Annotated in this window: 16 protein-coding genes; 3 read left to right on the top strand and 13 right to left on the bottom strand. The window is 55.9% G+C overall.

What is annotated here, in order from left to right:
• Positions 1 to 42: 42 nt before the first annotated feature.
• The 8 genes from J5067_RS13580 to glyA all read right to left on the bottom strand — a co-directional run bounded on the left by J5067_RS13580 (position 43) and on the right by glyA (position 11875).
• On the bottom strand, positions 43 to 1173 hold the full coding sequence (locus tag J5067_RS13580; protein ID WP_264651332.1) for an ABC transporter substrate-binding protein: 1131 nt from the start codon (positions 1171 to 1173) through the stop codon (positions 43 to 45).
• 129 nt (positions 1174 to 1302) lie between these two features.
• On the bottom strand, positions 1303 to 2361 hold the full coding sequence (locus J5067_RS13575) for a nickel/cobalt transporter (protein ID WP_264651331.1): 1059 nt from the start codon (positions 2359 to 2361) through the stop codon (positions 1303 to 1305).
• Positions 2352 to 3026, bottom strand: coding sequence for a DUF1007 family protein (locus J5067_RS13570; protein WP_264643649.1), 675 nt, complete (start codon positions 3024 to 3026; stop codon positions 2352 to 2354). The genes J5067_RS13575 and J5067_RS13570 overlap by 10 nt, the downstream gene beginning before the upstream one ends.
• Positions 3027 to 3233: 207 nt before the next feature.
• Positions 3234 to 4382, bottom strand: a complete 1149-nt coding sequence (locus tag J5067_RS13565; protein WP_264651330.1) for a 3-phenylpropionate MFS transporter — start codon at positions 4380 to 4382, stop codon at positions 3234 to 3236.
• A 134-nt stretch (positions 4383 to 4516) separates the two neighbouring features.
• Positions 4517 to 5395, bottom strand: coding sequence for an alpha/beta hydrolase (locus tag J5067_RS13560; protein WP_264643651.1), 879 nt, complete (start codon positions 5393 to 5395; stop codon positions 4517 to 4519).
• Positions 5389 to 7341: a tetratricopeptide repeat protein gene (locus J5067_RS13555; protein ID WP_264651329.1), complete on the bottom strand. Its 1953-nt coding sequence runs from the start codon at positions 7339 to 7341 to the stop codon at positions 5389 to 5391. The genes J5067_RS13560 and J5067_RS13555 overlap by 7 nt, the downstream gene beginning before the upstream one ends.
• 75 nt (positions 7342 to 7416) lie before the next feature.
• Positions 7417 to 10308, bottom strand: coding sequence for an autotransporter outer membrane beta-barrel domain-containing protein (locus J5067_RS13550; RefSeq protein WP_264651328.1), 2892 nt, complete (start codon positions 10306 to 10308; stop codon positions 7417 to 7419).
• A gap of 313 nt (positions 10309 to 10621) precedes the next feature.
• Positions 10622 to 11875: a serine hydroxymethyltransferase gene (glyA, locus tag J5067_RS13545; RefSeq protein ID WP_264643654.1), complete on the bottom strand. Its 1254-nt coding sequence runs from the start codon at positions 11873 to 11875 to the stop codon at positions 10622 to 10624.
• Positions 11876 to 12200: 325 nt separating this feature from the next.
• On the opposite strand from glyA, the gene hmpA reads away from it, so the two are divergent.
• The 3 genes from hmpA to pemA all read left to right on the top strand — a co-directional run bounded on the left by hmpA (position 12201) and on the right by pemA (position 16559).
• A complete protein-coding gene (hmpA, locus tag J5067_RS13540) occupies positions 12201 to 13391 on the top strand; it encodes an NO-inducible flavohemoprotein (protein ID WP_264651327.1) in 1191 nt (396 codons plus the stop codon).
• 333 nt (positions 13392 to 13724) lie between these two features.
• Complete coding sequence (gene paeY / locus J5067_RS13535) at positions 13725 to 15362, top strand: pectin acetylesterase PaeY (protein ID WP_264651326.1); 1638 nt, start codon at positions 13725 to 13727, stop codon at positions 15360 to 15362.
• Between the two features lie 96 nt (positions 15363 to 15458).
• Positions 15459 to 16559: a pectinesterase PemA gene (gene pemA, locus J5067_RS13530; protein ID WP_264651325.1), complete on the top strand. Its 1101-nt coding sequence runs from the start codon at positions 15459 to 15461 to the stop codon at positions 16557 to 16559.
• Positions 16560 to 16605: 46 nt separating this feature from the next.
• On the opposite strand, the gene glnB is transcribed toward pemA, so the two are convergent.
• The 5 genes from glnB to purL all read right to left on the bottom strand — a co-directional run bounded on the left by glnB (position 16606) and on the right by purL (position 25094).
• Entirely contained in the window at positions 16606 to 16944 is a 339-nt protein-coding gene (gene glnB, locus J5067_RS13525; RefSeq protein WP_195315181.1) for a nitrogen regulatory protein P-II, read from the bottom strand.
• Between the two features lie 103 nt (positions 16945 to 17047).
• Positions 17048 to 18385, bottom strand: a complete 1338-nt coding sequence (gene glrR, locus J5067_RS13520) for a two-component system response regulator GlrR (RefSeq protein WP_264643658.1) — start codon at positions 18383 to 18385, stop codon at positions 17048 to 17050.
• Positions 18386 to 18399: 14 nt separating this feature from the next.
• Positions 18400 to 19107 (bottom strand): two-component system QseEF-associated lipoprotein QseG, encoded by a 708-nt coding sequence (gene qseG, locus J5067_RS13515; protein WP_264643659.1) that lies wholly within the window; start codon positions 19105 to 19107, stop codon positions 18400 to 18402.
• A gap of 3 nt (positions 19108 to 19110) precedes the next feature.
• Positions 19111 to 20547 (bottom strand): HAMP domain-containing sensor histidine kinase, encoded by a 1437-nt coding sequence (locus tag J5067_RS13510; RefSeq protein WP_264643660.1) that lies wholly within the window; start codon positions 20545 to 20547, stop codon positions 19111 to 19113.
• Between the two features lie 662 nt (positions 20548 to 21209).
• A complete protein-coding gene (gene purL, locus J5067_RS13505) occupies positions 21210 to 25094 on the bottom strand; it encodes a phosphoribosylformylglycinamidine synthase (protein ID WP_264651491.1) in 3885 nt (1294 codons plus the stop codon).
• Positions 25095 to 25182 lie beyond the last annotated feature (88 nt).

Here is a 25182-nt window from a genome sequence, read left to right as displayed (position 1 = left end):
TGACCATCAAGCCCGCATCAATGCGGGCTTTTTTATCGGTAATTATTTCTGCTGCGGCGGCAGTGTTACCCAATATCCCGGTTGATACGGCAGCGGCAAGAATTTCTCATGGAAGGTTCTGAATGTCGCATCCGGATCGATATCCTTAAACAGATCCGGATGCAGCCATTTCGCCATCGCCTGAATCGCGACAAACTGATACGGGCTATCATAGAACTGGTGCCAGATGGCGTGCGCCTTGCCATTGGTCGCCACCGGCAAGGTTTTGAACGCAGAACGTTGCATCAGCGCAGCCAGACGTTTAGTGGCTTCCGCCGTGTCCGCCCCCGGTCCCACGCCCACCCACTTGTTCGCCGTGTTGTAGTTCTTCCAGTTGGCCCCCGTGACAATCACCACATCGGGGCGAGCGCTGATGATAAATTCAGGATTCAAGGTGCCAAAGGTGCCGGGGATCGCCGTTTTGGCGATATTGCTCCCGCCAGCGACTTCCACCATTTTGCCAAAGTTTTCATCACCAAAGGACATGCAGCACTCGTCATCATAGCCGCCAGCGCGATCGATCATGACTTTCGGACGCGGCCCCTGATAGTTTTTCAGGCGATCTTCCACCACGGCGATCTGCTCGCGGCGGAACTGAACGATCTCCTCGGCACGCTGCGGCTTGTTCAGCAGTTGCCCCATGATACGGATGCTCTTTTCCGCATTCTCAAACGGCTTTTCGCGGAAATCGATAAACACTACCGGAATACCCAACTGATCCAGCTTTTCAATCAGTTTGCCTTCATCCGTTGCCGCTTTCGATTCCAGGTTCATCAGCACCAAATCGGGTTTAAGCGTTAACGCCTGCTCAACGTTAAAGGTGCCGTCTTTCGCGCCGCCAAACGTTGGCAACGCGGTGATACTCGGGAACTGTTTTTCATAGGCCTTATAGCCATCAAAATCCGCTTTGGGCAGATCGTCGCGCCAGCCGACCACGCGTTTAAACGGGGCCTCGGTGTCAAAGGCCGCCAGCAGGTAGATCTGCCGTCCTTCGCCCAAAATGATGCGTTTGGCTTCAGCCGCAATTTCAACTTTACGACCACTGACATCTTCAATAACGATCGGGGCAGCATACGATAGGCAGGTAACACTCCATAGCGCGATGGCGGCTATCCAATGTAGCGTTTTCTTCATTTTTATCCCTGATTTTTATATGGATAATGAGACTCATTATCATCTTTGAAATGATATGCTGCGCGCCAGAGCAGACGCAATGGCTTTTTGACATCAGGCACGTTCAGAGAGAAAAATCAGAAAGGCGTGTCAGGAGAACGGGCGGATACCACCGGTGATGGCAGGCTGCGCCGTGAGGTAAAGCAGAACGCCCATGCCAAACAGCACCATGCCACCCGTCAGCGCCAGCGTGCTCCAGGCGGTCTGTTGCCACAGCGCAGGCGCACGTGAGCGCCCCACACGTTCAATCACTCGGCGGCAAAAGAACACCAGCAGCGCCAACGCCGAGAGGGTAATGGCCGTGCCCAGCGCCATAGCGAGCGCGGAAGCCACGCCCCAGGCAAACACGCCGATCACTTTGGAGAACAGCAGCACCAGAATGGCCCCCGAGCAGGGACGCAACCCCATGGCACACACAATCGCCAATCGGGTACGCCAGCCATCACCGCGTTGCAATTCTTCCTGGGAAGGAAGATGGCGATGACCGCAACCGCACACGCCATCATCAGTCACTGGCAAGGAAGGCGCTAACGGTAACGGACGCGCCTGTGCGGTGAGCACCTGCATACGCCGAATGTGTGGCCTGCTGGCATGCCGGGCATGGGTAACCGCCGCCCACAGGCGTTTGAGGGCCCGCCCGCTGAGCCACAATCCCAATAGCGCCACCAGCATAAAACTGGCCTTTTCCATCCAGAAACTGCTGGCGTGCAGCGCCCGGCTGGAGAGTTGCAGAACCCCCAACGTGACGCTCACCAGCGCAATCGCCATCATGCCTTGTAGCAGCGATGATGCCAGCGTCAGTTTCAAACTGCTTTTAAGCTGTGCCGGATGGGTGGCAAGATAGGTGGTAATCACCACTTTACCGTGCCCCGGCCCCACCGCGTGCAAGATGCCGTAGACCAGACTGAACGCCAGCAGGCTAAGCCCCGCCTGATGCGGCTGTTCTTGCACCGCCTCGAGCAGCGCTGACATCTGCTGATGCATCACCTTCTGCCAGGCAACGCTTTGCAGCAGAATATCCGGCCAGTAACGCAGCGCTACCTGAAAGCCTACCGTCAGCAGCAGTAAAAAAGCCGCTAACGGCCACAGGCCAAGGCACAGTCTCACGATGCGGTTGCGTTTTCGTTTTTCAAACACAGTCAATGACATTCCAGCGTAATTCGTTGTGCAAACTGTTTGCCCAGCGCCAGATCCTCATCGGGGGCATCGGCTTTATCCAGCGACAGCGCATAAGAGCGTAAATCTGCGCTGGGTTTCGGGGTAAACAGCGCTGTTTTACAGTGTTCCGCCAGCGCGGGCGCAAGGCGGACAGCGTTTTTATCCTGATAGGACATATCGACAAAATAGGTCGGGTCATAGGTAGAAATCTGTAGCGGCGCGCCTTTCAAAGCCTGCGGGTGCGCCAGCGGCAACACAAATTCCAGCACCGCTTTGTTGCCCTGGCGCGACAAATGATATTCTGTCGGCATCGGTTGAAACTTCACCGCCGCGTTATCCCGGTAGATCTCGGTGAAATAATGCTGGCCCAACACGTTTGCCATCACTTCAGCCGCCAGCTTTTTCCAGATTTCTGAGTCACTTTTCGCCTTGCCCGCATCGTAAAGCAGGTCTGCCGAGGTAATCGGATCCATCGTCCAATGCATACGCAACCCGGTAATGGTGTCGTTCTCACCTTCAACCGTGGTTTGGATATCGATAAAACTGTGGGGATGCGCCCACACCGCAGGCGAGGCAAGCGACAGCAGCGAGAACAACACGCCCCGACGCCACCCTAACCGAGCACCACCGCGACCGAAAGTGTTATAAAGTAACATAATGTATCGTCTCTTGACGCAGATAATGGCACCCAGATTTTCCGGGTGACAGACTGATGACAAAATCACTTTACCTCGTCATCCTCGGTTTCCCTCTCGTCATCCTCGGCGAAAGCCGGGGATCTCTGCCAGAAGAAACGCATTTCACCTGCAAGAGATTCCCGCCTGCGCGGGAATGACGGGGAGAGTTGAACGTGATACCCGGTTTTATGAGCGTTGAACCGGGGTAGCGGGTCGCAAAAACAGCGCGGGAACCACCAGCGCCGCCATTACCCAGAATGTGCCGTTCTGGAGATGCTCAAACAAAAAGCCCGACACCACCGTCATCACCGCGATACTGCCGCCCATAGCCAGTGCCGAGTAGACGGCCTGCAAACGCAGCACGTCGCCACCGCCACGCGCAGAGATAAAGCGCATCGCGGCCAGATGGCACAGGGTAAAAGTACCGCAGTGCAATATCTGTATCACAATCAGCCAGGGCAGCGCTACGGTGGCCCCCATCAGGCTCCAGCGTACCATGCCAGCCAACGCCGACAGCAGCAGCAGATCGCGGGCGCTGAAACGCCCGAACCAGCGCTTGCTGAACATAAACACCACCACCTCAGCCACCACCCCCAGCGACCACAGATAGCCAATCACCGCTGGCGAATAGCCCGCATCCTGCCAATAGATAACGCTAAAACTGTAATAGGCCGCGTGCGCCCCTTGCAGCAGCGCCACACACAGCAGAAAGCGCCACACGCCCGATTCACGCAGTAATTGCGGCCAGGGGGTTACGGGCGCGGTATGTTCGCCGCCCGCGCTGACCTGTGGCATCACAGAAGGTCGCAGCAACATGCCCAACAGCATACAAACCAACCCGGCGGTCAGCGTTGCCAGGATTGCCGTGTGTCCCCAGGCGGCCACCAATTCACCGGTTACCGCAGAGCCAATCACAAAGGCTATCGATCCCCAGACGCGCACTTTGCCATAATCCATGGCGATCTGGCGTTGCCAGGTGGCGGCCAGCCCATCGTTGAGCGGCACCAGCGGCGAAAAGAACAGATTAAAGCCGACAATCACCAGCAGCAGCCACGCCCAGGCATTTCCCAACCAGAAACCCAGCGCAAGGATCAGTGACAGCAGCGCCAAAAGACGTATCGCATTAATAAGATGAGCGGGATTTTTTACACAAGGCGTAATGAAGAGACTACCCATACAGCGCGCCACCAGTCCGGCACCGAGCAGTAAACCGATGTTTTCCGCGCTAAGACCTTCCCCTTTTAGCCACCCGCTCCAGAACGGCAGGAAAATACCGTAGCAAAAAAAGTAGGTGAAATAACTGAGCGCCAGCCAGTAGGTGGATTGCAAAACCATCGTCTCTCCTTGTAAGCCATGCAGCACCTGGTGCCGCCACTCGGCCACAGACCATCATTGCGCCCCAAAAAAGGCGTCTTAGCCTAACAGGTAAGGCGGAGGCTTCCCAGCGCGGGCTCGCAAAATTCAGTTTATCAGGCGCGTAGCAAAGACCGTTGCGCCGGGTCCTCACAGGGGACGCGCATCTGTAACAACGCAGACCACAGCGCGGGCCAATCGCCCTCATGATCCACGTCGTGCACTTCACGCACATCGGCACAGCGCCCGACGGCAGCAACAAAAAAGTGAGCGATAACCGAAGGGACAATGCGATCGCTATCGCCGCTGAAATGCAGTTGCGGCACAGCGGCAACCTTGCTCGCGACATCAGCCGGGTTGAGCGATTCGGGCATGGTGGCGACACGGTGTAAGCGATTAACGGCGACGTGGTCGAGATTGCCCGCCACCGTGCGCAGCAGGGCAATGTCGTTACGCCGCGCCGCAATCAACACCGCAATAGCGCCGCCGCCAGAATACCCGGTCAACACCACCGGTTGCCCCGGTGTCTGGCGCAAATAGTGCGAAATAGCCGCATCCATCGACGCAACAACGTCGGGTGCAAAGCGTTTGCCTGTCCAGTATTCGGGCTGACAGACTGAAGCGTGCTCGGCGGCGGTAAATTGGCAGGGGCGCGCCAGATAAACCACATTGGCCGCCGTATCCTCCGCCGCCAATGCCAGCCCCATCGCTCGTCGCGGCGTGGGATCGTGCGCTACCCGATAGCGATCGCGCCAGGCGCGACCATCGCCCTCGATGTACACATGCAAAGGCCTGTCGACACGCGTAATGCGCACGTAGGTGGTTAAGTGAAAGGGAGCGACCCACAGCGTGCCATGTTGCAAATCACCGCGCAGCGCCAACTGATCGGCATGAGCGCGCGGATCGGAGTGGCATCCCGTCAAACTGGTGGTCAGTATCCACAGCAGCATGCTGAATGGCACAAGTAGTGGCGCAAAGCACGCACGGATCAGCATGGCGTCTGCCGAGGCCACTGAGCCAGTTGCTGGGCCATTGCCTGCACCACGGGAGTCCACTGCCCGTGCTGCGGTTGACGAAACAGCGTGACGGAGGGATACCAGGGCGAGTCATCACGTCCCAGCAGCCAGCGCCACTCCGGCTCGTAAGGCAGCATCACCCAGGCGGGTCGACCCAACGCACCGGCCAGATGCACCGGGGAAGAGTCCACCGAAATCAGCAGATCGATGACGCACAGGATCGCCGCCGTGTCGTCAAAATCAGTGATGTCATCACTCAACGATAACAGATCGATACCAGCAGGCGGTTCCTCGGCTTGTAACGCGGCAGTGCCTTTTTGCAGAGCGAGAAAACTGACGCCGGGCTGTGCCAGTGGCGCAAGATCGTTCAGGGTCATGGAGCGATTTTTATCATTGTTGTGTTCGGGGCGCCCCGCCCACACCAGCCCCACCAACGGGCGCGGTAAATGCGCCAGACGCTGTTGCCAGACCTCAACACGCTGGGGATCGGCAAACAGATAAGGAACAGAGCCGGGCAAATCCGTCAGTTGCAGGCCCAACGCCATCGGCAGGCTCATCAGTTCACAGTGATAATCAAAGGGTGGCGGTAAGTTCCCACGCACCACAATCTCATCCCAACCTGCACAGCGGCGTGCCAGTGCCAGACAGTCGTTGTTCACTTGTAAAATAATGCGCGCACCGCTGCGCTCGCGGGCCGCTTGCACCAGACGTAAAAACTGAAAGGTGTCGCCGAAGCCCTGTTCGTCGTGAATCAGCAAACATTTTCCGGTAAGCAACTGCCCTTCCCAGCGCGGTTTTTGCACATGGCGACACACTTTGGCCGTGTGTTCCATCTGGTAGCGAAAGCGGTATTCGCGCCAGCCGCGGGTAAAATCGCCGGTCACCAACAGCAGTGAAGCCAGATCGAAACGGGCCGTCATCTCACCGGGCCGGACCCGCACCAGCATGGTCATAATGCGCAACGCGGGTTCCATTTTTAACTGCGCGCGCAGCGCCCGCGCCAGCAGATGCCACAGCGTCGGCGGCCCGTTGCCGTTCGCCAGCGTTTGCGTCAGCAAGGCTTCCACCTCGCCATGGCGGCCTTCGGCAGAAAGGTCGAGCACGCGCTGATGACAAGCAGCAATCACCTCGGCGGACAGCGCCGTGCCGGACGTCGCGCCCTGCGCGTCAACCCTGTCCGGTGCAAAGGCGCGTAATGCGTCCAGCCAGCGGCTAGCCTCTTCCGGCCGTTGGCGTACTCTCGCCAGATCGGCAAGGTTAAGATAGGCTTCTGCGCAGCGTGGCTCGAGGGCTATCGCCTGCTCAGCCAACTCGGTAGCGCGATCTAGATGACCGAGTTCGCGTAACAGCGACGATTGATTGATACATGCCTGAACAAACTGAGGGTCGTGTATCAGCGCCTGCTGATAGTGATGTAATGCTTGCTGGCTCTGGCCTAAACGGCGCAGCGTGTTCGCCAGATTACTGTGGGCGTGTGGACTGACGGGGCGAGCAGCCAGCACCTTGCGCAGACAAGTTTCGCTGAAAGGCAGATCGCCACACTCTTGCGCGATGATACCAAGGTTATTCCACGCATCCATCAGGTGCGGATCGGCAGCAACCGCCTTGCGCGCCGACTGCTCGGCCTCCTTTAGCCGCCCCTTTTGACGATACATCTCCGCCAGATTGCTATGAAACAGCGCAGGGGCTTGCGGCGAGCGGGTCGCCGTCTCCAAATAGGTCACCGCACGTTCTTGTAAACCATAGGCATGGGCCATAACACCGAGTAAATGCATGGCGCCGGGCTGTTGAGGGGCTACACGTAAAATGCGCAGACAGAGTTGCTCTGCCTGCGCCGCCTGACCAGCCCGCCAGTGTGCATACGCGCGCCGCAAGGCCGTTTCCACGGTTAACGGTGCCGCCACTGGGTGAGTCGGATTGAGCACAAAAATCTCCCTGATGCCAGCACATGAACTGAAACAATGCGCCAGAGGTGTGATCACACCGCTGGCGCAGGGGAATCAGAACTGCCAACGCAGTTGCAGATTACCGGTGTGACTTTGATAATGTCGGGCCGCTTCGCCGGTATATTTTATCGTTACGCTGAGGTCACGAGAGCCGACGAGAGAAACCCCCGCCGAGAACACCCCGGTATCCACAATCGGCTTCGAACCACGAGCCACGAATGAACTTGCGCCAGTGCTGTCGGCAGAGAAACTGGCTACCGATTGCAACGCATCGTCATGGTATTCATGACGCCATCCGCCCTGGATAAACGGCTGAATTTCACCGTCTGACATTTTGAAGCGGTGATCCAGTTTCAACGCTAGGTCGCTTTTCAGCGAGGTTACCGTGGTGTCGTCAACCCGCAATCCCGCACCGTTGCCGCCAGATTCGGTGTAGCCGTCCTGACCCAGTTTGCTGTAGGTCAAGGCAGCGATCGGCGTCAGTCGGGTCCACAGGGTTCCCATCGAGAGGGGATACCCCACCAGACCGGAGGCAACAAACTGATTGCCTTTGAAGCCCGCCGTGGCATTACCGTTAAAGCCGGTGAAATCAATCTGACGTTTAGTGCCGTAATGGTGGAAGATACCGCCGGTGGTCAGGTTGACGTACCACGGATCGCCTTCATAGTTGGCATAGCCGAACACGCCGTAAGATTTGACATGCGCCGAGCTGCCCAGATTATCGCCGCTACTGTTCACCATCGTGGTGGTGTAGCTGCCTAATCCCCCCAGACGCCAGTTGTCGTTGACCTCACCATCGCCCCCTAACATCACGCCAACGAAGTGCCCGTCGTAGCCCGCGATATCCCCTTGCTGGCCTCGGTTAACTTTGCCGCCAAAACCCTGCCCCCAGGCAACCGGGCCGTCATCATTTTCCCCGGTCGAAATACCGCTGCCCGCTCCCGCCAGACGAATGGCTTCGCCGCGTTGCGCCAATACGTCCAACACCGACATGGCGGGCAGTGCTGCCGCCTGTGCCGAGGCGGAGGCGATCGCCGCCGGACTCAGTTGCGCACCCGCGCGGTTGGCTTCTGCGGTATTGCCTACCGCAGCACCGGCGTTAAACAGATTGAGCAGCGACGATTCCGTACCGCCATAGTTGAACAGGCCGTTCAATGAGGAGACGGCGTTTGACGTCGTCGCGTAACCGACCGGCTTGTAATCGCCATTACAGTCACCCAGCGTCACCACCAGGTCACTGGTGCTGCCGTGCGTTACCGTATTACCGGTCAGCATCCCGGTGTAATTATCAGCCCAGTAATCCAGTTTGTCGGCGTTGTAGTCGGTGCCATCACTGTTTGCCCGAATTACCACATAGCGCTGACCTTGTGCGAAGGCATATTGGCCGTTACTCATCAGCCCCACGTTAGATCCGCTGGTAATATTGGCACTGCCGGACACCACCAGGCGGCCATACCCGTTGTAGGAGTTGATATCACCGTTGGTGGCAAGGTAGTTATTTACGCCAAACAGCAGGCTGGCACCGCCCCCCTGTTGATAGTCGCCATCGATGGTGAGCACATTGTTGATCATCAGCTGGGCTGAGCCATTCACCAACTGGCCTTCTCCCAGAATGACGTTGTCATTAAGCAGCGTGCTGCCTGTAACAAAGGTCAGGTCACCGGCCGCAATGGAAATGGTGCCGATACTGCCCTTGTCATACCCGGTCAGGGTGCCGATGTCCTCGTCTTTGCCGCCAAAGAAGGTCAGACCGCTGGTGGAGTAGATATTCCCGGCAATAACCCCGTCGTTATAAATCGACCCGATACTCCCGCCATCAATGGAGAGCGCGGCTAACTCACCGCCGATAATGCCTTCATTACTGAGCGAGCCAAGGGTTCCACCGTCGTAAATCCCCATGGCGATATTGGTGTCGATGGAGCCGGTGTTGAAAAACGTCCCGACATAGGAACCGCCTGCAACCACCAGCCCCTCCTCTGCATCAATCAGCCCGCTGTTGTGAATGGCGACGATGGTGTTGACAGCATATTCCGGGTTGCCAAACGCGCCGATGGCCAGATTGGCACTCAGGGTGCCCGAGTTGAAGAAGGTGCCTACATACCCACCACCCGCTACAATCAGCCCGTCTTCAGCATCGATAAGACCGGTATTGGAGATAGACCCTATCGAACTCATCTCTTCGACATTGTCACCAAACACGCCAATACCCAGGCCAGCACTGATGGTACCGCCGTTAATTAACGACTCTATGCTAGCGTCATTTTCCAGCACGATCCCCTCATCGCCGGTGATCAATCCGGTATTACTGATGGAATAGATACTGGAACTGTTGAGCAGGATAGCGGCATCGTTCTCAGAGGAGATCGTACCGGAGTTGACCAGCTCATACAGCATGGAGTCATTTTCCAGCACCACGCCTTGGTCACCGTAGATTTCGCCAGAGTTCTCGAAATAGCACAGGTTACTGGCGTTGACTAAAACGGCAGTATCTTCATCACCTTCGATATATCCGGTGTTTTTAAACTCCCCCATGAAGCTGTTGTTCTCGAGGTAGACGCCCTTATGTCCGGTGATAGTGCCGGTGTTAAACAGCGAATCAATGTTACCCGCATCACTCCACAGGCCAATATTGTCACTAGCAGAAATTAAACCGGAGTTGGTTATCGGACCGATTGACCCGGTGTTGTAAATCCCATCATTGCCTGTGATAACGCCGGCATTGCTGAGCGAGCCAATGGTCGACGTATTGGTAATGCCAAAATCGGTTCCGGTGAGGGTACCGGTATTGGTGATGCTCAGATAATCTTGTGCTGTTGTAATGCTCAGACCACCTTGGCTGGTGGAAACATCGATCGATGCAGCGGATGATGGGTAAGTAGAAAGAACGCCTAGTACGGCACTTACTGCCACCACCAACGGTTTGACTTTGAATGACGAAGACCTCATCCGGCACTTCTCCCAAATAGTATAACTCATTGATATTTCATCATTCCGCTGATATCGATAGCATTTTAATTAATAACGGTGAATAAACATGATTTACCGTTATTGATTAGAAGCAACCTTCCTGGAAACAACGTCTTTGCGATAAGAACTGTCTCAAAGGGTAGACGGGGCGTGGCAGAAAACTTTCATATTCTGATTGTTGCTTTAGGCGCATCAGAGGACGGATATCAGAGGGTTACGCGGAGATAGTGAGGAAGAGCGATAAAAAAAACGCCAGCCCGAAGGCTGGCGTTGGCATACAGGTTACTGGCGATCAGGCATAAACCGGGAAACGTTCGCAAATAGCGAGTACTTTTTGTTTCACGCGTTCAATGGTCGCTTCGTCATTGATGTTATCCAATACGTCACAGATCCAGCCTGCCAGCTCACGCACTTCCGCTTCCTTGAAACCACGACGGGTTGCCGCCGGAGTACCGATGCGGATACCGGAGGTAACAAACGGGCTCTTCGGATCGTTCGGCACACTGTTTTTGTTAACGGTAATGTTAGCACGACCCAGAGCGGCATCGGCTTCTTTGCCGGTCAGGTTTTTGCTCACCAGATCGAGCAGGAACAGGTGGTTACTGGTGCCACCAGACACCACGTTGAAACCGCGCGTCAGGAAGACCTCAACCATGGCCTTGGCATTCTTCGCCACTTGTTGCTGGTAAACTTTGAACTCAGGTTCCATCGCTTCTTTCAGCGCGACCGCTTTACCGGCGATAACGTGCATCAACGGGCCACCCTGGCCGCCAGGGAAGACGGCAGAGTTCAGTTTTTTGTACAGATCTTCATCACCGCCTTTCGCCAGAATCAGGCCGCCGCGCGGACCCGCCAGCGTTTTATGGGTGGTGGTGGTGACGATATGCGCATGGGGAACCGGGTTAGGATAAACGTCAGCCGCGACCAGACCCGCAACGTGCGCCATATCGACAAACAGATAAGCACCGATGCTGTCAGCGATTTCACGCATTTTTGCCCAGTCAACCACGCCTGAGTAGGCAGAGAAACCGCCTACGATCATTTTCGGTTTGTGGGTTTGCGCCAGTTCAGCCATTTCCTGGTAATCAATTTTACCGCTTTCATCGATACCGTAAGGAATAACTTTGTACAGCTTGCCAGACAGGTTAACCGGAGAGCCGTGAGTCAGGTGGCCGCCGTGTGCCAGGTTCATCCCCAGAATGGTATCACCCGGTTGCAGCAGCGCGGTATACACGGCAAAGTTAGCCTGAGAACCGGAGTGCGGTTGCACGTTGGCGTAGTCGGCACCGAACAGCGCTTTAGCACGGTCAATCGCCAGTTGCTCTACGATATCAACGTATTCGCAGCCGCCGTAATAACGTTTGCCAGGGTATCCTTCCGCATATTTGTTGGTTAACTGAGACCCTTGAGCCTGCATAACACGTGGGCTGGTGTAGTTTTCTGACGCAATCAGTTCAATATGTTCTTCCTGACGCACCACTTCTTGCTGCATCGCGTGCCACAGTTCGGCATCGTAATCGGCAATGTTCATTTCACGCTTTAACATCCGCATCTCCTGACTCAGCTAACTATATGTACAGTAAAAATGCCCGCAACGGGTATTGGCCTATAGTGTAAACCGTTTATCCCCTCGCATGATAGGGCTTGACAGAGGTTTTTACGCAAACGATTAGCTTCAAGCAGCACAAGGCTTAGCGGCCTAATGACTTCATGCGCTGGCAAGGGAGTTTTCTTCATCTGCATCCTGCATTTTCTTCATTTTGTGTTCCCGTCGACACAATAAACACCAACACCAAGCAGGGATTTACAATGCGGCAACGCTCGAATAAGATGCATTAAAAATACATCTTATAAAACCACCTGGAGTCACCATGCTAGACGCAAAAACCATCGCTACCGTAAAATCAACGATTCCCTTGCTGGCACAAACCGGCCCGGCACTGACCGCCCACTTCTATCAGCGCATGTTCACTCACAATCCTGAGCTGAAAGACATTTTCAACATGAGCAATCAGCGCAACGGCGATCAGCGAGAAGCGTTATTCAACGCTATCTGCGCCTATGCGGCCAACATCGACAATCTCTCGGCACTGCTGCCTGCGGTGGAGCGTATTGCACAAAAACATGCCAGTTTCTCTATCCAGCCCGCACAATATGGCATCGTTGGCGAACATCTGCTTGCCACGCTGGATGAATTGTTTAGCCCCGGCGAGGAGATATTGGATGCCTGGGGTAAGGCCTATGGCGTGTTGGCTGATGTTTTTATTCAGCGCGAACACGCCATTTATCAGGATGCAGCCAGCCAGCACGGCGGCTGGGAAGGCACGCGCCCCTTCCGTATCGTGAAAAAGCAGGCGCAGAGTGCGCTGATCGCCAGTTTCACGCTGGAGCCAGTCGATGGCAAACCGGTGGTGGATTTTAAACCCGGCCAGTATTTAGCAGTCTATGTCCGCCACGACAGCCTCACTCACCAAGAGATTCGCCAATATTCCCTGACTCACGCCCCCAATGGCCGCACCTACCGCATTGCGGTGAAACGCGAGGATCAGGGGACGGTCTCCGGCTATCTCCATGACATTGCACAGGAAGGCGATATCATTTCACTGGCAGCGCCCCACGGGGATTTCTTTTTATCGGCCTCTCTTACCACGCCGGTCACGCTTATCTCTGCGGGTGTAGGGCAAACCCCATTGCTCAGCATGCTGCACCAGTTAAAAGATCAAGCACATGGGGCGGACGTTCTGTGGTTGCACGCCGCTGACAACGGCGATGTGCATGCCTTTGGTGATGAACTGGCGCAGATTAGCCAGCAATGGCCCGCATTGACACGTTACGTGTGGTATCGCGAACCCGGCAAAGACGATCGTCCCGGCGAAGATTTCCACCACCACGGCGTAATGGCGTTGGACACACTGGCGTCACGTCTGACCGATGTGACCATGCATTTTTATCTGTGCGGCCCGGTGGCCTTTATGCAATTCGTCGCTCGTCAACTCCTCGCATTGGGCATCGCGCCCTCACAATTACACTACGAGTGCTTTGGCCCGCATAAAGTCGTGTAATACACCGACTCGCAAGCCCCTACCGCGCGGACAAACGCACGCGCGGTAATCTTATCCACGATCACAAATTTATGCTCCCGCCCGATCCGGTAATGATAAAAAACGGTATCGATCACAAAAATCCTCTACGCCATAATTAAAATAACGTTTCATTTTATAAAAACGCGGTTTTAGCTTCTTAATGCGCTCCGCGGCCTACCTGCATCCCACTTTTTTGGCCGAACTAACAAGGAGTTTGTGTAAGAATCAGTAGCACTGCGGCAAGCCTGTTGCACACCACCCAAACGACGTCGTCTTTTTTACTACTTTTCGCTACAAGGGATGTATCTGACCATGTCTACACGATTTTCTCACCGCATTACGCTCGCGCTGCTGATTAGCGCTTCCGTGGGCTATGCCCATGCACAAAAGAATGCTGCACCTGCTAGCGAAACGCTGCCCACCACGGTGTTGGGAGAACACACCACGCTCGAGGGCATCGTCGCACACCGCGATGCGCGCTTGCCCGCCACCATTATTGTGCGCGACCAGCAAGGGCACCGTCGCCAGACGCAAACCGATGAGCAGGGCCACTATCAGTTGGATGTGTCTGAATTGACGGCACCGCTGCGCCTTTCTGCGGTAGAGTCCGGCGGCAATAACTGTTTGCTGAACAATCAGGCGCGCGCCATCTGCCTGAGTGCGTTGTTGCCAACCGCCCAATCGGGTAAAGGCAACACCGCCAACATCAACCCGTTTACCGATCGCATCGCCTCCGACATGGCCGCGGCGGCAGGCTATATCGGCCCGCAGCAACTCTCCGATGACGCAGGCACGCCAGCGCTCTCAGCGGCAACCTGGAAACAGGCTAACGCGGTGTTTCATGCCGGTTTCGGCCCCGCGTTAAAACAGGCGGGTATCACCAACCCGGCACAGTTTGATCCCCTGCACTACCCGGCCGCGCAGCAAAAAGCCGTTCACCAACTGGTCGAGGTGATCAATCACAACCGCAACTACCATAACGACAGCGGACAAGCGGGCCACACCGTGCTAACGGACAGTGTGTTCCGGCCGATAGTCGGGCTTAGCGCCGATGGCAGCTATGAAGGACTGGATTACGGCTATGCGCGTCGTCAGTTGGATGAGATCAAAAAGGCCAAGACGCGCATCTTTATCGTCGGTGACTCCACCGCTGCCAACTATGAGAAACTGCGTTTCCCACGCATGGGCTGGGGACAGGTGTTTGAGCAGCAATTCCGCCATGACGGTAGCGTCAAAGTGATCAACGGCGCCCGTGCCGGACGCAGCTCGCGCGATTTCTTCTATGAAGGCTGGTTCCGCCAGATGCAGCCGCTGATGCAGCCCGGCGACTACATTTTCATTCAGATGGGCCACAACGATCAGAACTGTAACGGTGCCAGAGCGGTACGCGGCGCGGCGGATGTCGGCAACCTGTGTACCTACCCCAACGATGCGGCAGGCAAGCGCCAATTCCCGCAGGGTAAACCTGACATGTCATTCCAGAACGCGCTGGAACGTTACATCACCTATGCCCGCCAGCACCAGATGATCCCGGTACTGTTGACACCGACCACCCGCGTGAAAGATGCACAAGGCAAAGATGGCACTCCGGCCGTTCACAGCCACTTCACCCGTCAAAATGCTGAAAACGGCTTTGCCTTTATCGGCGACTACAGCCAAACCATCAAGGACACCGCGAAAGCCAATAATGTCCCGTTACTGGATGTTGAACCCGATACCATTGCGCTGGCTAACCGGGACAACGGACATCACTGGAAACAGTATTGGCTGGTGATCGATCCTAAACGCTACCCGTACTACAAAGATCAGGGCGGCAGCATCACCAAACCGGATACCACCCACTTCCAGCAAAAAGGCGCGATTGCCGTAGCCGAGATCGTCGCCGACAGCATTCGCGCCGACGAGGCGCTGCGCCCGCTGGCCGATTATCTGCTCAAGAAAAAACACTAAGGCTTTACTCCCCTGAGCGTTTGCTCAGGGGCGCTTTCCCATCGTGCGAACGGATGGGCTTTACCTCTCGGATACTACAGTTAAGGAATGATCGGTATGCTTAAACCTCTCTCAGGCGCGATTGCGCTGGCCGTTCTGGTGGCAGCCCCCTGGCAGCACGCCGTCGCCAGTACGGATGTGAACGCGGTGGTTTCTGCCACTGCACCGGCTGCACCCAATACCTTTAAAACCATTAGTGAGGCTATCGCCAGCGCGCCCGCCGATACCACGCCGTTTGTTATCTACATCAAAAAGGGCACCTACCACGAGCGTCTGGTGATTACCCGCCCTAACGTGCATTTTAAGGGCGAAGACCGTGACCACACCATTATTGCCGTGGATACCGCCGCTGGTGCATTGAAGCCTGATGGTTCCAAATGGGGCACCTCCGGCAGCTATACGGTGAAAATTGATGCACCTGATTTCAGTGCCCGCACGCTGACCATCCGCAACGATTTTGACTATCTGGGCAATGAAGCCAAAAAGAGCGATGACCCGACCAAGATAAAAGACACCCAGGCCGTGGCGCTGTTAGTGGCAGAGAACAGCGATCGTGCCTACTTCCACGATGTCAGCCTGGTGGGTTATCAAGACACGCTGTATGTCAAAGCGGGGCGCAGCTTGTTTGAGAAATGCCGTATCAGCGGCACCGTGGACTTTATTTTCGGTAGCGGCACGGCGCTGTTTGATGATTGCGATATTGTCGCCCGCACGCGCGTTAATCCCGGTGATGAATCCTACGGCTACCTGACCGCCCCCAGCACCGATATCAACCAAAAGTACGGTTTAGTGATCACCAACAGCCGGGTGTTCAAGGAAGGCAGCAATGTCCCCGCGAAAAGCTATGCGCTTGGCCGCCCCTGGCACCCAACCACCACCTTCCCCGATGGCCGCTATGCCGACCCTAACGCTATCGGACAAACGGTGTTTATCAACACCCAGATGGATGATGTGATCTACGGCTGGGACAAAATGTCCGGCAAGGATATCAAAGGCGAGAAAATCTGGTTCCAGCCGCAGGATTCGCGTTTCTTCGAATACCAATCAACCGGTGCGGGCGCAGAAAAAAATGACGGACGGCGTCAGCTCACCGCAGAGCAGGCCGCAGAATACAGTAAGGAAAAGGTCTTGGCGGGTTGGACACCTACTGCGCCTTGATAGGACGTTGCACGATCCCCGTATGACGGGGATCGTGGCTTACGCATCAGATCGCCGCTTCGTCTTCTTCGCCGGTACGGATACGTACCACGCGCGCCACGTCAAACACGAAAATCTTGCCGTCCCCGATTTTGCCGGTCTGGGCGGTCTGAATGATGGTTTCGACACAGGTATCGACGATGTCATCGGCAACCACCAGCTCGATTTTTACCTTGGGTAGAAAATCGACCATATATTCTGCACCGCGATACAGTTCGGTATGCCCTTTCTGGCGTCCGAATCCTTTTACTTCCGTGACGGTCATGCCGGTGATACCCACTTCGGCTAACGCTTCACGCACGTCGTCCAATTTGAACGGTTTGATAATCGCATCTATTTTTTTCATGAAATAACCTTTGTGAACCTGTTTCTCTTCGACCGCAGTCGGGCATCAGTAACAAACATTCAGTGAAACGGTAACGCCAGGCGCAACAACGCGCAGCGCGCTGTCACTCTTTAAAATCGTTGGCATCCAACGCATGACGGCCAAGCAATTTATAGAATTCGGTGCGGTTACGCCCCGCCATTCTGGCCGCCTGCGTCACATTGCCTTTGGCAATTTGCAGCAGCTTGCGTAAATAGTTCAGCTCAAACTGGTGACGCGCCTCCACAAAGGTTGGCAACGCGGTATTCTCGCCTTCCAACGCCTGTTCTACCAGCGCATCGTTAATCACCGGCGCGCTGGTCAACGCCACGCAGCGTTCAATCACATTCACCAGTTGACGCACATTACCGGGCCAACTCGCCGTCATCAAGCGTTTCATTGCATCGCTGGAAAAACTGCGAACGAACGGCTTATGGCGATTAGCCGCTTCACGCAGCAGATGATTTGCCAGCAGCGGAATATCCTCGGCCCGATCGTGCAGCGCGGGCAATTTCATGGTCACTACATTTAAACGGTAGTAGAGATCTTCACGAAATTCGCCTTTTTCCATCGCGACCGGCAAATCACGGTGCGTGGCGGAGAGAATGCGCACATTGATATCAATATCCCGGTTGCTGCCCAGTGGGCGCACCTTGCGCTCCTGCAATACCCGCAGCAGTTTGACCTGTAGCGACAGCGGCATATCACCGATTTCGTCAAGGAACAGCGTGCCCCCTTCCGCCGCCTGAAACAGCCCCTCGCGGCTGCTGACCGCGCCGGTAAACGCGCCTTTGGCATGGCCGAACAGTTCAGACTCCAGCAACGGTTCCGGCAGTGCGCCGCAGTTGATAGCGATAAACGCGTTTTTTGCACGCGGACTGGCACTGTGGATGGCCCGCGCCAGCACCTCTTTCCCGGTTCCGCTCTGCCCGTTAATCAGCACGCTGACGTCAGATTGCGCTACCAGCTTAGCCTGTTCCAACAAACGCAACATCACCGGGCTGCGCGTAACAATGGTTTCTCGCCAGTGGGATTCTCCGGCAGGGGCGCTGAGCGCTAACGCATCATCGATCGCTTTATAGAGCGCGTCGCGATCCACCGGTTTGGTCAAAAAGCCAAACACCCCTTGCTGCGTCGCGGCCACGGCGTCCGGGATCGATCCGTGGGCAGTAAGAATAATTACCGGCAGTCCTGGCTGCTGCTTCTGTATTTCAGAAAACAGCGCCAAACCGTCCATTTCATCCATGCGCAAATCGCTGATGACCAAATCAATGCTATCGCGTGCCAGCACGCGCAGCGCTTCCGCGCCGCTTTCAGCCGTCACGACATGAAACCCTTCGCTGGTCAAACGCATACCCAGCAGTTTCAGCAAGCTGGGATCGTCATCGACCAGCAGCAAATCAGCCGTTTTTCGAATTGTCATGGGCGTGTAGGCTCCTATTTTGACGCCGCAGGCGCAGCGTGGCGCTCCGTCGCACCAGACTCATGCGAAGCCGCAGGCTCCGGAAGTTCACCGCTCATCGGCTTGCGCGTGGAAAGCTGACGCTCAATATCCGTCAGGTTTTCCAGTTTGCGCGTCGTTACATCCAGTTGATATTGCAAATTGCTCTGTTGAACCCGCATCGCTTCAAGCTGTTTGTCGTTGGCCTCCTGCAAACGCTGAGTACGTAAGCGTTCATCGGTCAGCGCCAGCCAGAACGTTTGCTTGTCCTGCCAGGTTTGCAGCAGCGGGCGCAGCGCCGCTGGAAAGTCAGTTTGAAAACTGTTCAGGCGATCGAGCGCCTGACGCCGTTCCGCCGGGGTGATTTTGACTTGATCGAGTAAAATGCTCTGCTTAAATGCCTGATCCCAGGTCCCGCTCCCCAGCGTTTGCACCGCCTCACGCGCCTGTTGCGAGGTTAACCGCTCCGCGCAATCCATCGCACGCAACCAATAAAGGGCGTTATTCACCGCATCGCGATCGTCAGTGCGCCACAGGCTATCGCACTGGATCAGACGGTAATCGCTCACTTGTTCTCTCGGCGTGACATTTTCAACATCGCGTATCGCAATACGGTGATGGGTGCTGTCAACGCAGCCCGCAAGCAGCGCCACGAGCGCCAACACCGATCCGCGAACCCTGCCGTCAGAGCACCTTGCTTTCATTTGTTATTCATTCTCAGCGGTTAAGGGCAATTCAATACGAAAACAGACGTCAGCATAATCCACCGGTATCAGACTCAGTTCCCCGCGCATGCGACGAATACAGTCGCGCGCAATGCTTAACCCAAGCCCGCTGCCTTTCACCGCGCCTTTGCGCTGGTGACTTCCCTGATAAAAGGGCTCAAAAATCATGCCTTGTTCTGCTTCTGGGATCGGCGCACCGTCATTGGCAACGTCAATCTGCACCCGGTGTCCGTGCTGGCGACTCCGAATCCAAATGTTACCGGATTCCTTGCCATAGTGCACCGCATTGGAATAGAGATTATCGATAACGCGCATCAGCAAGGTGGTCTCGGCCCAGCACTGGGTAACATCAAGCCGCGTTTCGGTGTGGATCGCCTTGGTGCGCGCAGGCAGGCTGTGCGAAGACATCACGATATCCACCACCTCATCAATGTCGACAGGCTCCATCTCCGTTGGGGTATCCGCCAGCTTGCGATTGTAATCCAACAGTTGATCGATAAGCTCCAACAGGTGCCGGCTGCTGTTATCCAGAATAGCGACCACGTCTTTTTGATCCGGCGTCAACGGCCCGACAACTTCGTCGGCCAACAGCGAGGTGCCTTCGCGCAGGCTCGCCAACGGCGTTTTCAGCTCATGGGAGATATGACGCAGAAATTCGTGCCGCTGCGATTCCAGCCAGGAGAGTCGCTCACTCAGCCAGATAATGCGCTGTGCCAGCGTGCGAATCTCTCGTGGTCCCTTAAAGGTACTGGTATTGCCGAGCGAGCGCCCTTCGCCTAGGCGTTTAATCATGCGCTCCACGCCGTTAACCGGCCCGATGATCATACGGGTAAACAGCACCACTAACAGCAGACTGACCATAAACAGTACCAGCGACTGCCAGCCGAAAAACTTACCGCGCTCGGCGATGCCCTGTTGCAATTGCTGCCCACGAGAAAACACCACTTCACGCGTCATTTGCAACAGTTGGGCATTGACCTGCGCAAACTGCGTCAGTTGTTCCTGCGCCGCGTTGGTCGGCGTGCTATTGGCACAATCAAGGGTCGCCAACGTGGCAAGGTGTTGGCTTAGCTGCTGGTAAGTACGCGGGTCGGGCAGGACATTGCGGTGCGCTTCCAGCATCTGCGCATACTGTTTGTGCTGGCTTTGGTAGAGGGTAGCCAGCGTGCTGTCATCCAGCACGCAGTATTGGCGATAGCTACGCTCCATCGCCAGTGCGGTGCCGCTCATCGCCTCACTGCGGCGCGCGTCCACCAGCATGGATTTGTTAATGTCCGCCGCTTGTTCGCTCAGGGTATCCAGGCTGTCATACGCCTGATAGGCCAGTACCAGCAGCGGCAAGAGCACCAGCAGGAACGCCATAATCACTAATTGGCGCAGAGAGCGCGGAAACAGACGCCAGCGTTTCAAGGAAATCATCTCGTTGTTTATTCATCCGTCATGATGCTAACGAAGTGGCATAAAAGCGCAATGTTTTTCCCATCCGCAAGCGGGTGATGAAATCAATCAAGACGTGGAGAAAAGAGAGTCAGTCGCTGCCCGGTTGCATCTCTGCTAACCGGGCAACTGAATAGGCGGTGCCTCACTCAACGTGTCGCCCGATGTTTGATAAAGCTGCATGGCAGACTGTTATCGGTGTAGTGGACGATAGGCACCCTTTCTTGTGGCGTCATTCGGGGTGTTATGAGCGCAAAGCAATATCATCAACAGCGCAATCATAACGAGGTGAATGAGCAACGCGTGACATTATGCACTAATCATGCCAGTTCGCAATATCGATTTTAATTGATTGATAAATAATAATTTAAATTTACATATATCGCTTTAAAGGCGATAGCGTGCCTTTATTAACGTCATACTACGTCGCCGATCGCTAAAATCTGTCGCCAAAAAAAGACGCTTTATGCAACTCGGGATATCAACCCAATAAAATCATATAATTAAATGTCTCCAAATAGAGACATCAATAATGCCAATTGTCGCTGTATCGCGACAAATATCGGTTTTGTAGAAAAAAACGCCTCTCTACCCAATAAAAAAGGGGCTCATCGCCCCTTTTATCGTCAATGCCCGGCTACTCCTTAACCAAGCTGACGACGCGCGTTGCGGAACATGCGCATCCACGGGCTGTCTTCACCCCAGGTTTCCGGGTGCCAGGAGTTGCTCACGGTACGGAAAACGCGTTCCGGGTGTGGCATCATCACCGTAGCACGACCACTGGCGCTGGTGACTGCCGTGATGCCGTTCGGAGAACCGTTCGGGTTCGCCGGATAGTTCTCTGTTACCTGCCCAAAGTTATTCACGAAGCGCAGAGCGACCAGATGTTCATGCTCCAGCGCCGCCAAGTGGGCGGCATCGCGCACTTCAACGTGCCCTTCACCGTGAGAAACCGCGATTGGCATGCGCGATCCCACCATGTCATTCATAAACAATGACGGACTTTTGGTGACTTCAACCAGGTTGAAGCGCGCTTCAAAGCGATCGGACAGGTTGCGCACAAAGCGCGGCCAGTGGTCTGCGCCAGGGATCAGTTCGCGCAGATTGGACATCATCTGGCAACCGTTGCACACCCCGAGCGCCAGCGTTTGCGGACGTTGGAAGAAGGCAGCAAACTCATCGCGCACCCGCGCATTGAACAGAATGGATTTCGCCCATCCCTCGCCCGCGCCCAGCACATCGCCGTAAGAGAAGCCACCACAGGCGACCAGCGCCTGGATGTCTTGCAGATCGCGACGACCTGCCAGCAAATCACTCATATGCACGTCGATGGCGTCAAAACCGGCGCGATGGAACGCGGCCGCCATTTCAACGTGAGAGTTAACGCCCTGCTCACGCAGCACAGCCACTTTAGGACGCACGCCTTTGGCGATAAAGGGTGCGGCAATATCCTGCGCAGGATCGAACGTCAGCGAGACGTTCAGGCCCGGATCGGTCTCATCCTGCTTCGCAGCATGTTCCTGATCGGCACAGTGCGGATTGTCGCGCAGGCGCTGCATCTGCCAGGTGGTTTCCGCCCACCAGGTGCGCAGCGTAGTGCGGCTCTCCTGATACACCACATCGTTGCCATGGGTAATCACAAAACGATTGTCCTGAGCGGCATGGCCCAAACGGTGAACGATATCGGCCAAACCATTGTCGGCCAGCACCTGTTCAACGTGCGCCAGACGATCGGCGGACACTTGAATCACCGCACCCAGTTCTTCGGTAAACAGCGAGGCCAGCGGGTCGTTACCCAAGGCCGCGATATCAACCTCGATGCCGCAGTGACCGGTAAACGCCATTTCTGCCAGCGTCACCACCAGACCACCATCAGAACGGTCGTGGTAGGCCAGCAGCGCATCATCCGCCACCAGCGTTTGCATAGCGTTAAAGAAGCCAGCCAACTGTTGCGGGTTACGTACATCCGCAGTGTGACGGCCCAGTTGACGGTAGACCTGTGCCAGCGCTGTCGCGCCCAGCGTATGGTGTCCAGCACCCAGGTCGATCAGCAACAGCACGTTATCACGATCGGCGCGCAGCTGCGGCGTGACGGTTTTACGCACGTCTTCCACACGGGCGAATGCGGTGATCACCAGAGAAAGCGGAGAGGTGACGCTGCGCTCCTGATCGCCCTCTTGCCAGCGGGTTTTCATCGACATGGAGTCTTTACCCACCGGAATGGTCAATCCTAATGCCGGGCAGAGTTCTTCGCCGATGGCTTTTACCGCTTCGTAAAGTCCAGCGTCTTCACCGGGGTGCCCCGCTGCCGACATCCAGTTTGCAGAGAGCTTCACGCGCGTTAACGCGCCTATCTGGGTCGCCGCAATGTTGGTTAACGCTTCCCCCACCGCCAAACGCGCGGAGGCGCCAAAGTTACGCAACGCCACAGGCGCACGTTCGCCAATCGACATCGCTTCACCGTGGTAGCTGTCGAGGCTTGCGGTGGTGACGGCACAGTTTGCCACCGGGATCTGCCACGGTCCGACCATCTGATCGCGTGCCACCATACCGGTAACGGAACGGTCACCAATGGTGATCAGGAAGGTTTTCTCTGCCACCACTGGCAGATGCATCACACGCTCTACCGCTTCAGCCAGGAAGATACCTTCGCGGTTCAACAAGGTGCCCTCGGTAGTCTGGCGCTTAACGTCACGCAGCATTTTTGGCGTTTTGCCCAGCAACACATCCAGCGGCAAATCGATCGGCTGATTATTAAAGTGGCGATCGTTCAGGGTTAAATGTTGCTCTTCCGTGGCTTCGCCAATCACCGCATAAGGGGCGCGCTCACGACGGCACAGCTCATCAAACAGCGCCAGTTTTTCCGGCGCAACCGCCAGCACATAGCGCTCTTGCGATTCGTTACACCACACTTCCAGCGGGCTCATGCCCGGCTCGTCGTTGAGAATGTCGCGCAGTTCAAAGCGTCCGCCGCGCCCGCCATCACTCACCAGTTCCGGCATAGCGTTGGACAGACCGCCCGCCCCCACGTCGTGGATAAACAGGATCGGGTTCTCTTCGCCCAGTTGCCAGCAGCGATCGATCACCTCCTGACAACGGCGTTCCATTTCCGGGTTATCGCGCTGTACCGAGGCGAAATCCAGATCGGCGTCCGATTGACCAGAAGCCATAGAAGAGGCCGCACCGCCGCCCAGGCCGATGTTCATGGAGGGGCCACCCAGCACAATCAGCTTGGCACCTACCGTGATTTCGCCTTTTTTCACGTGATCGGCACGGATGTTACCAATACCGCCCGCCAGCATCACCGGCTTGTGATAACCGCGCAGTTCGCTGCCGTTATGGCTGTCCACCTGCTCTTCATAGGTACGGAAGTAACCGGTCAGCGCAGGGCGCCCAAACTCGTTGTTAAAGGCCGCGCCGCCCAGCGGGCCATCAAGCATGATGTCCAACGCGCTGACGATACGATCCGGCTTACCGAAATCTTCTTCCCATGGCTGTTCGAAGTGAGGGATACGCAGGTTGGAGACTGAGAACCCGACCAGACCCGCTTTGGGTTTGGCACCGCGCCCCGTCGCCCCTTCATCGCGAATTTCACCGCCGGAACCGGTCGCCGCGCCCGGCCAGGGAGAAATGGCCGTCGGGTGGTTGTGGGTTTCCACTTTCATCAGAATGTGTGTCGGTTCCTGATGGTAGGCGTAGTGCCCTTGCGGATCGGCAAAGAAGCGCCCTGCTTCGGAGCCTTCCATCACGGCCGCGTTATCTTTATACGCAGACAACACGTGTTCCGGCGTATGTTCGAAGGTGTTCTTGATCATTTTGAACAGCGATTTGGGCTGTGTTTCACCGTCAATCACCCAATCGGCATTAAAAATTTTGTGGCGGCAGTGCTCAGAGTTGGCCTGGGCAAACATATAGAGTTCAATGTCGGTCGGATTGCGTCCCAAACGGGTAAAGGCGTCCAACAGGTAGTCGATTTCATCTTCCGCCAGCGCCAATCCCAGACGCACATTGGCCTGTTCCAACGCCTTACGCCCTTCAAGCAGAGCGTCTACCCGTTTCAACGGGGCGGGTTGATGCTGCGCAAACAGCTGTTCTGCCTGCGCCATCTCAGTAAATACGGTTTCCATCATGCGGTCATGCAGCAGCGCGCCCAGTTGCTGCCACTGTTCATCGCTCAGCGTCGGCGCATGAATATAGAAGGCTAATCCGCGCTCCAGACGAATCACCTTGTCCAGGCCGCAGTTGCGCGCAATATCGGTAGCTTTGGAAGACCAGGGAGAAATGGTGCCAGGACGCGGTGTGATCAACAGTAAGCGCCCACTTGGCTCATGCTCCGCGAGAGAGGGGCCATATTTTAACAGTCGTGTCAGTTTGACCTGCTCATCGCTGTTCAGTGGTGCACGCACGGCGGCAAAGTGAACGTACTCCGCATAGATGTCACTAATTGGCAAAAAGTGCTCTTTGCAGCGCGTTAGCAACTTATTTACACGGAAGGCCGATAGGGCAGGTGAACCACGCAGTATTTCCATCATCTAAAAAATCTCTCGTCTTCGATGTACTGAGTTTCAGTACGTCAGTGGGCGCTACTTTGTCGCGCAGCCAAGGGGGGGAAACGCG

This window comes from Candidatus Symbiopectobacterium sp. NZEC151 (assembly GCF_025962655.1).
Lineage (GTDB): Bacteria > Pseudomonadota > Gammaproteobacteria > Enterobacterales > Enterobacteriaceae > Symbiopectobacterium.
The sequence above is the reverse complement of the archived record's forward strand: the minus strand, read 5'-3'. Positions and strand labels throughout refer to the sequence as shown.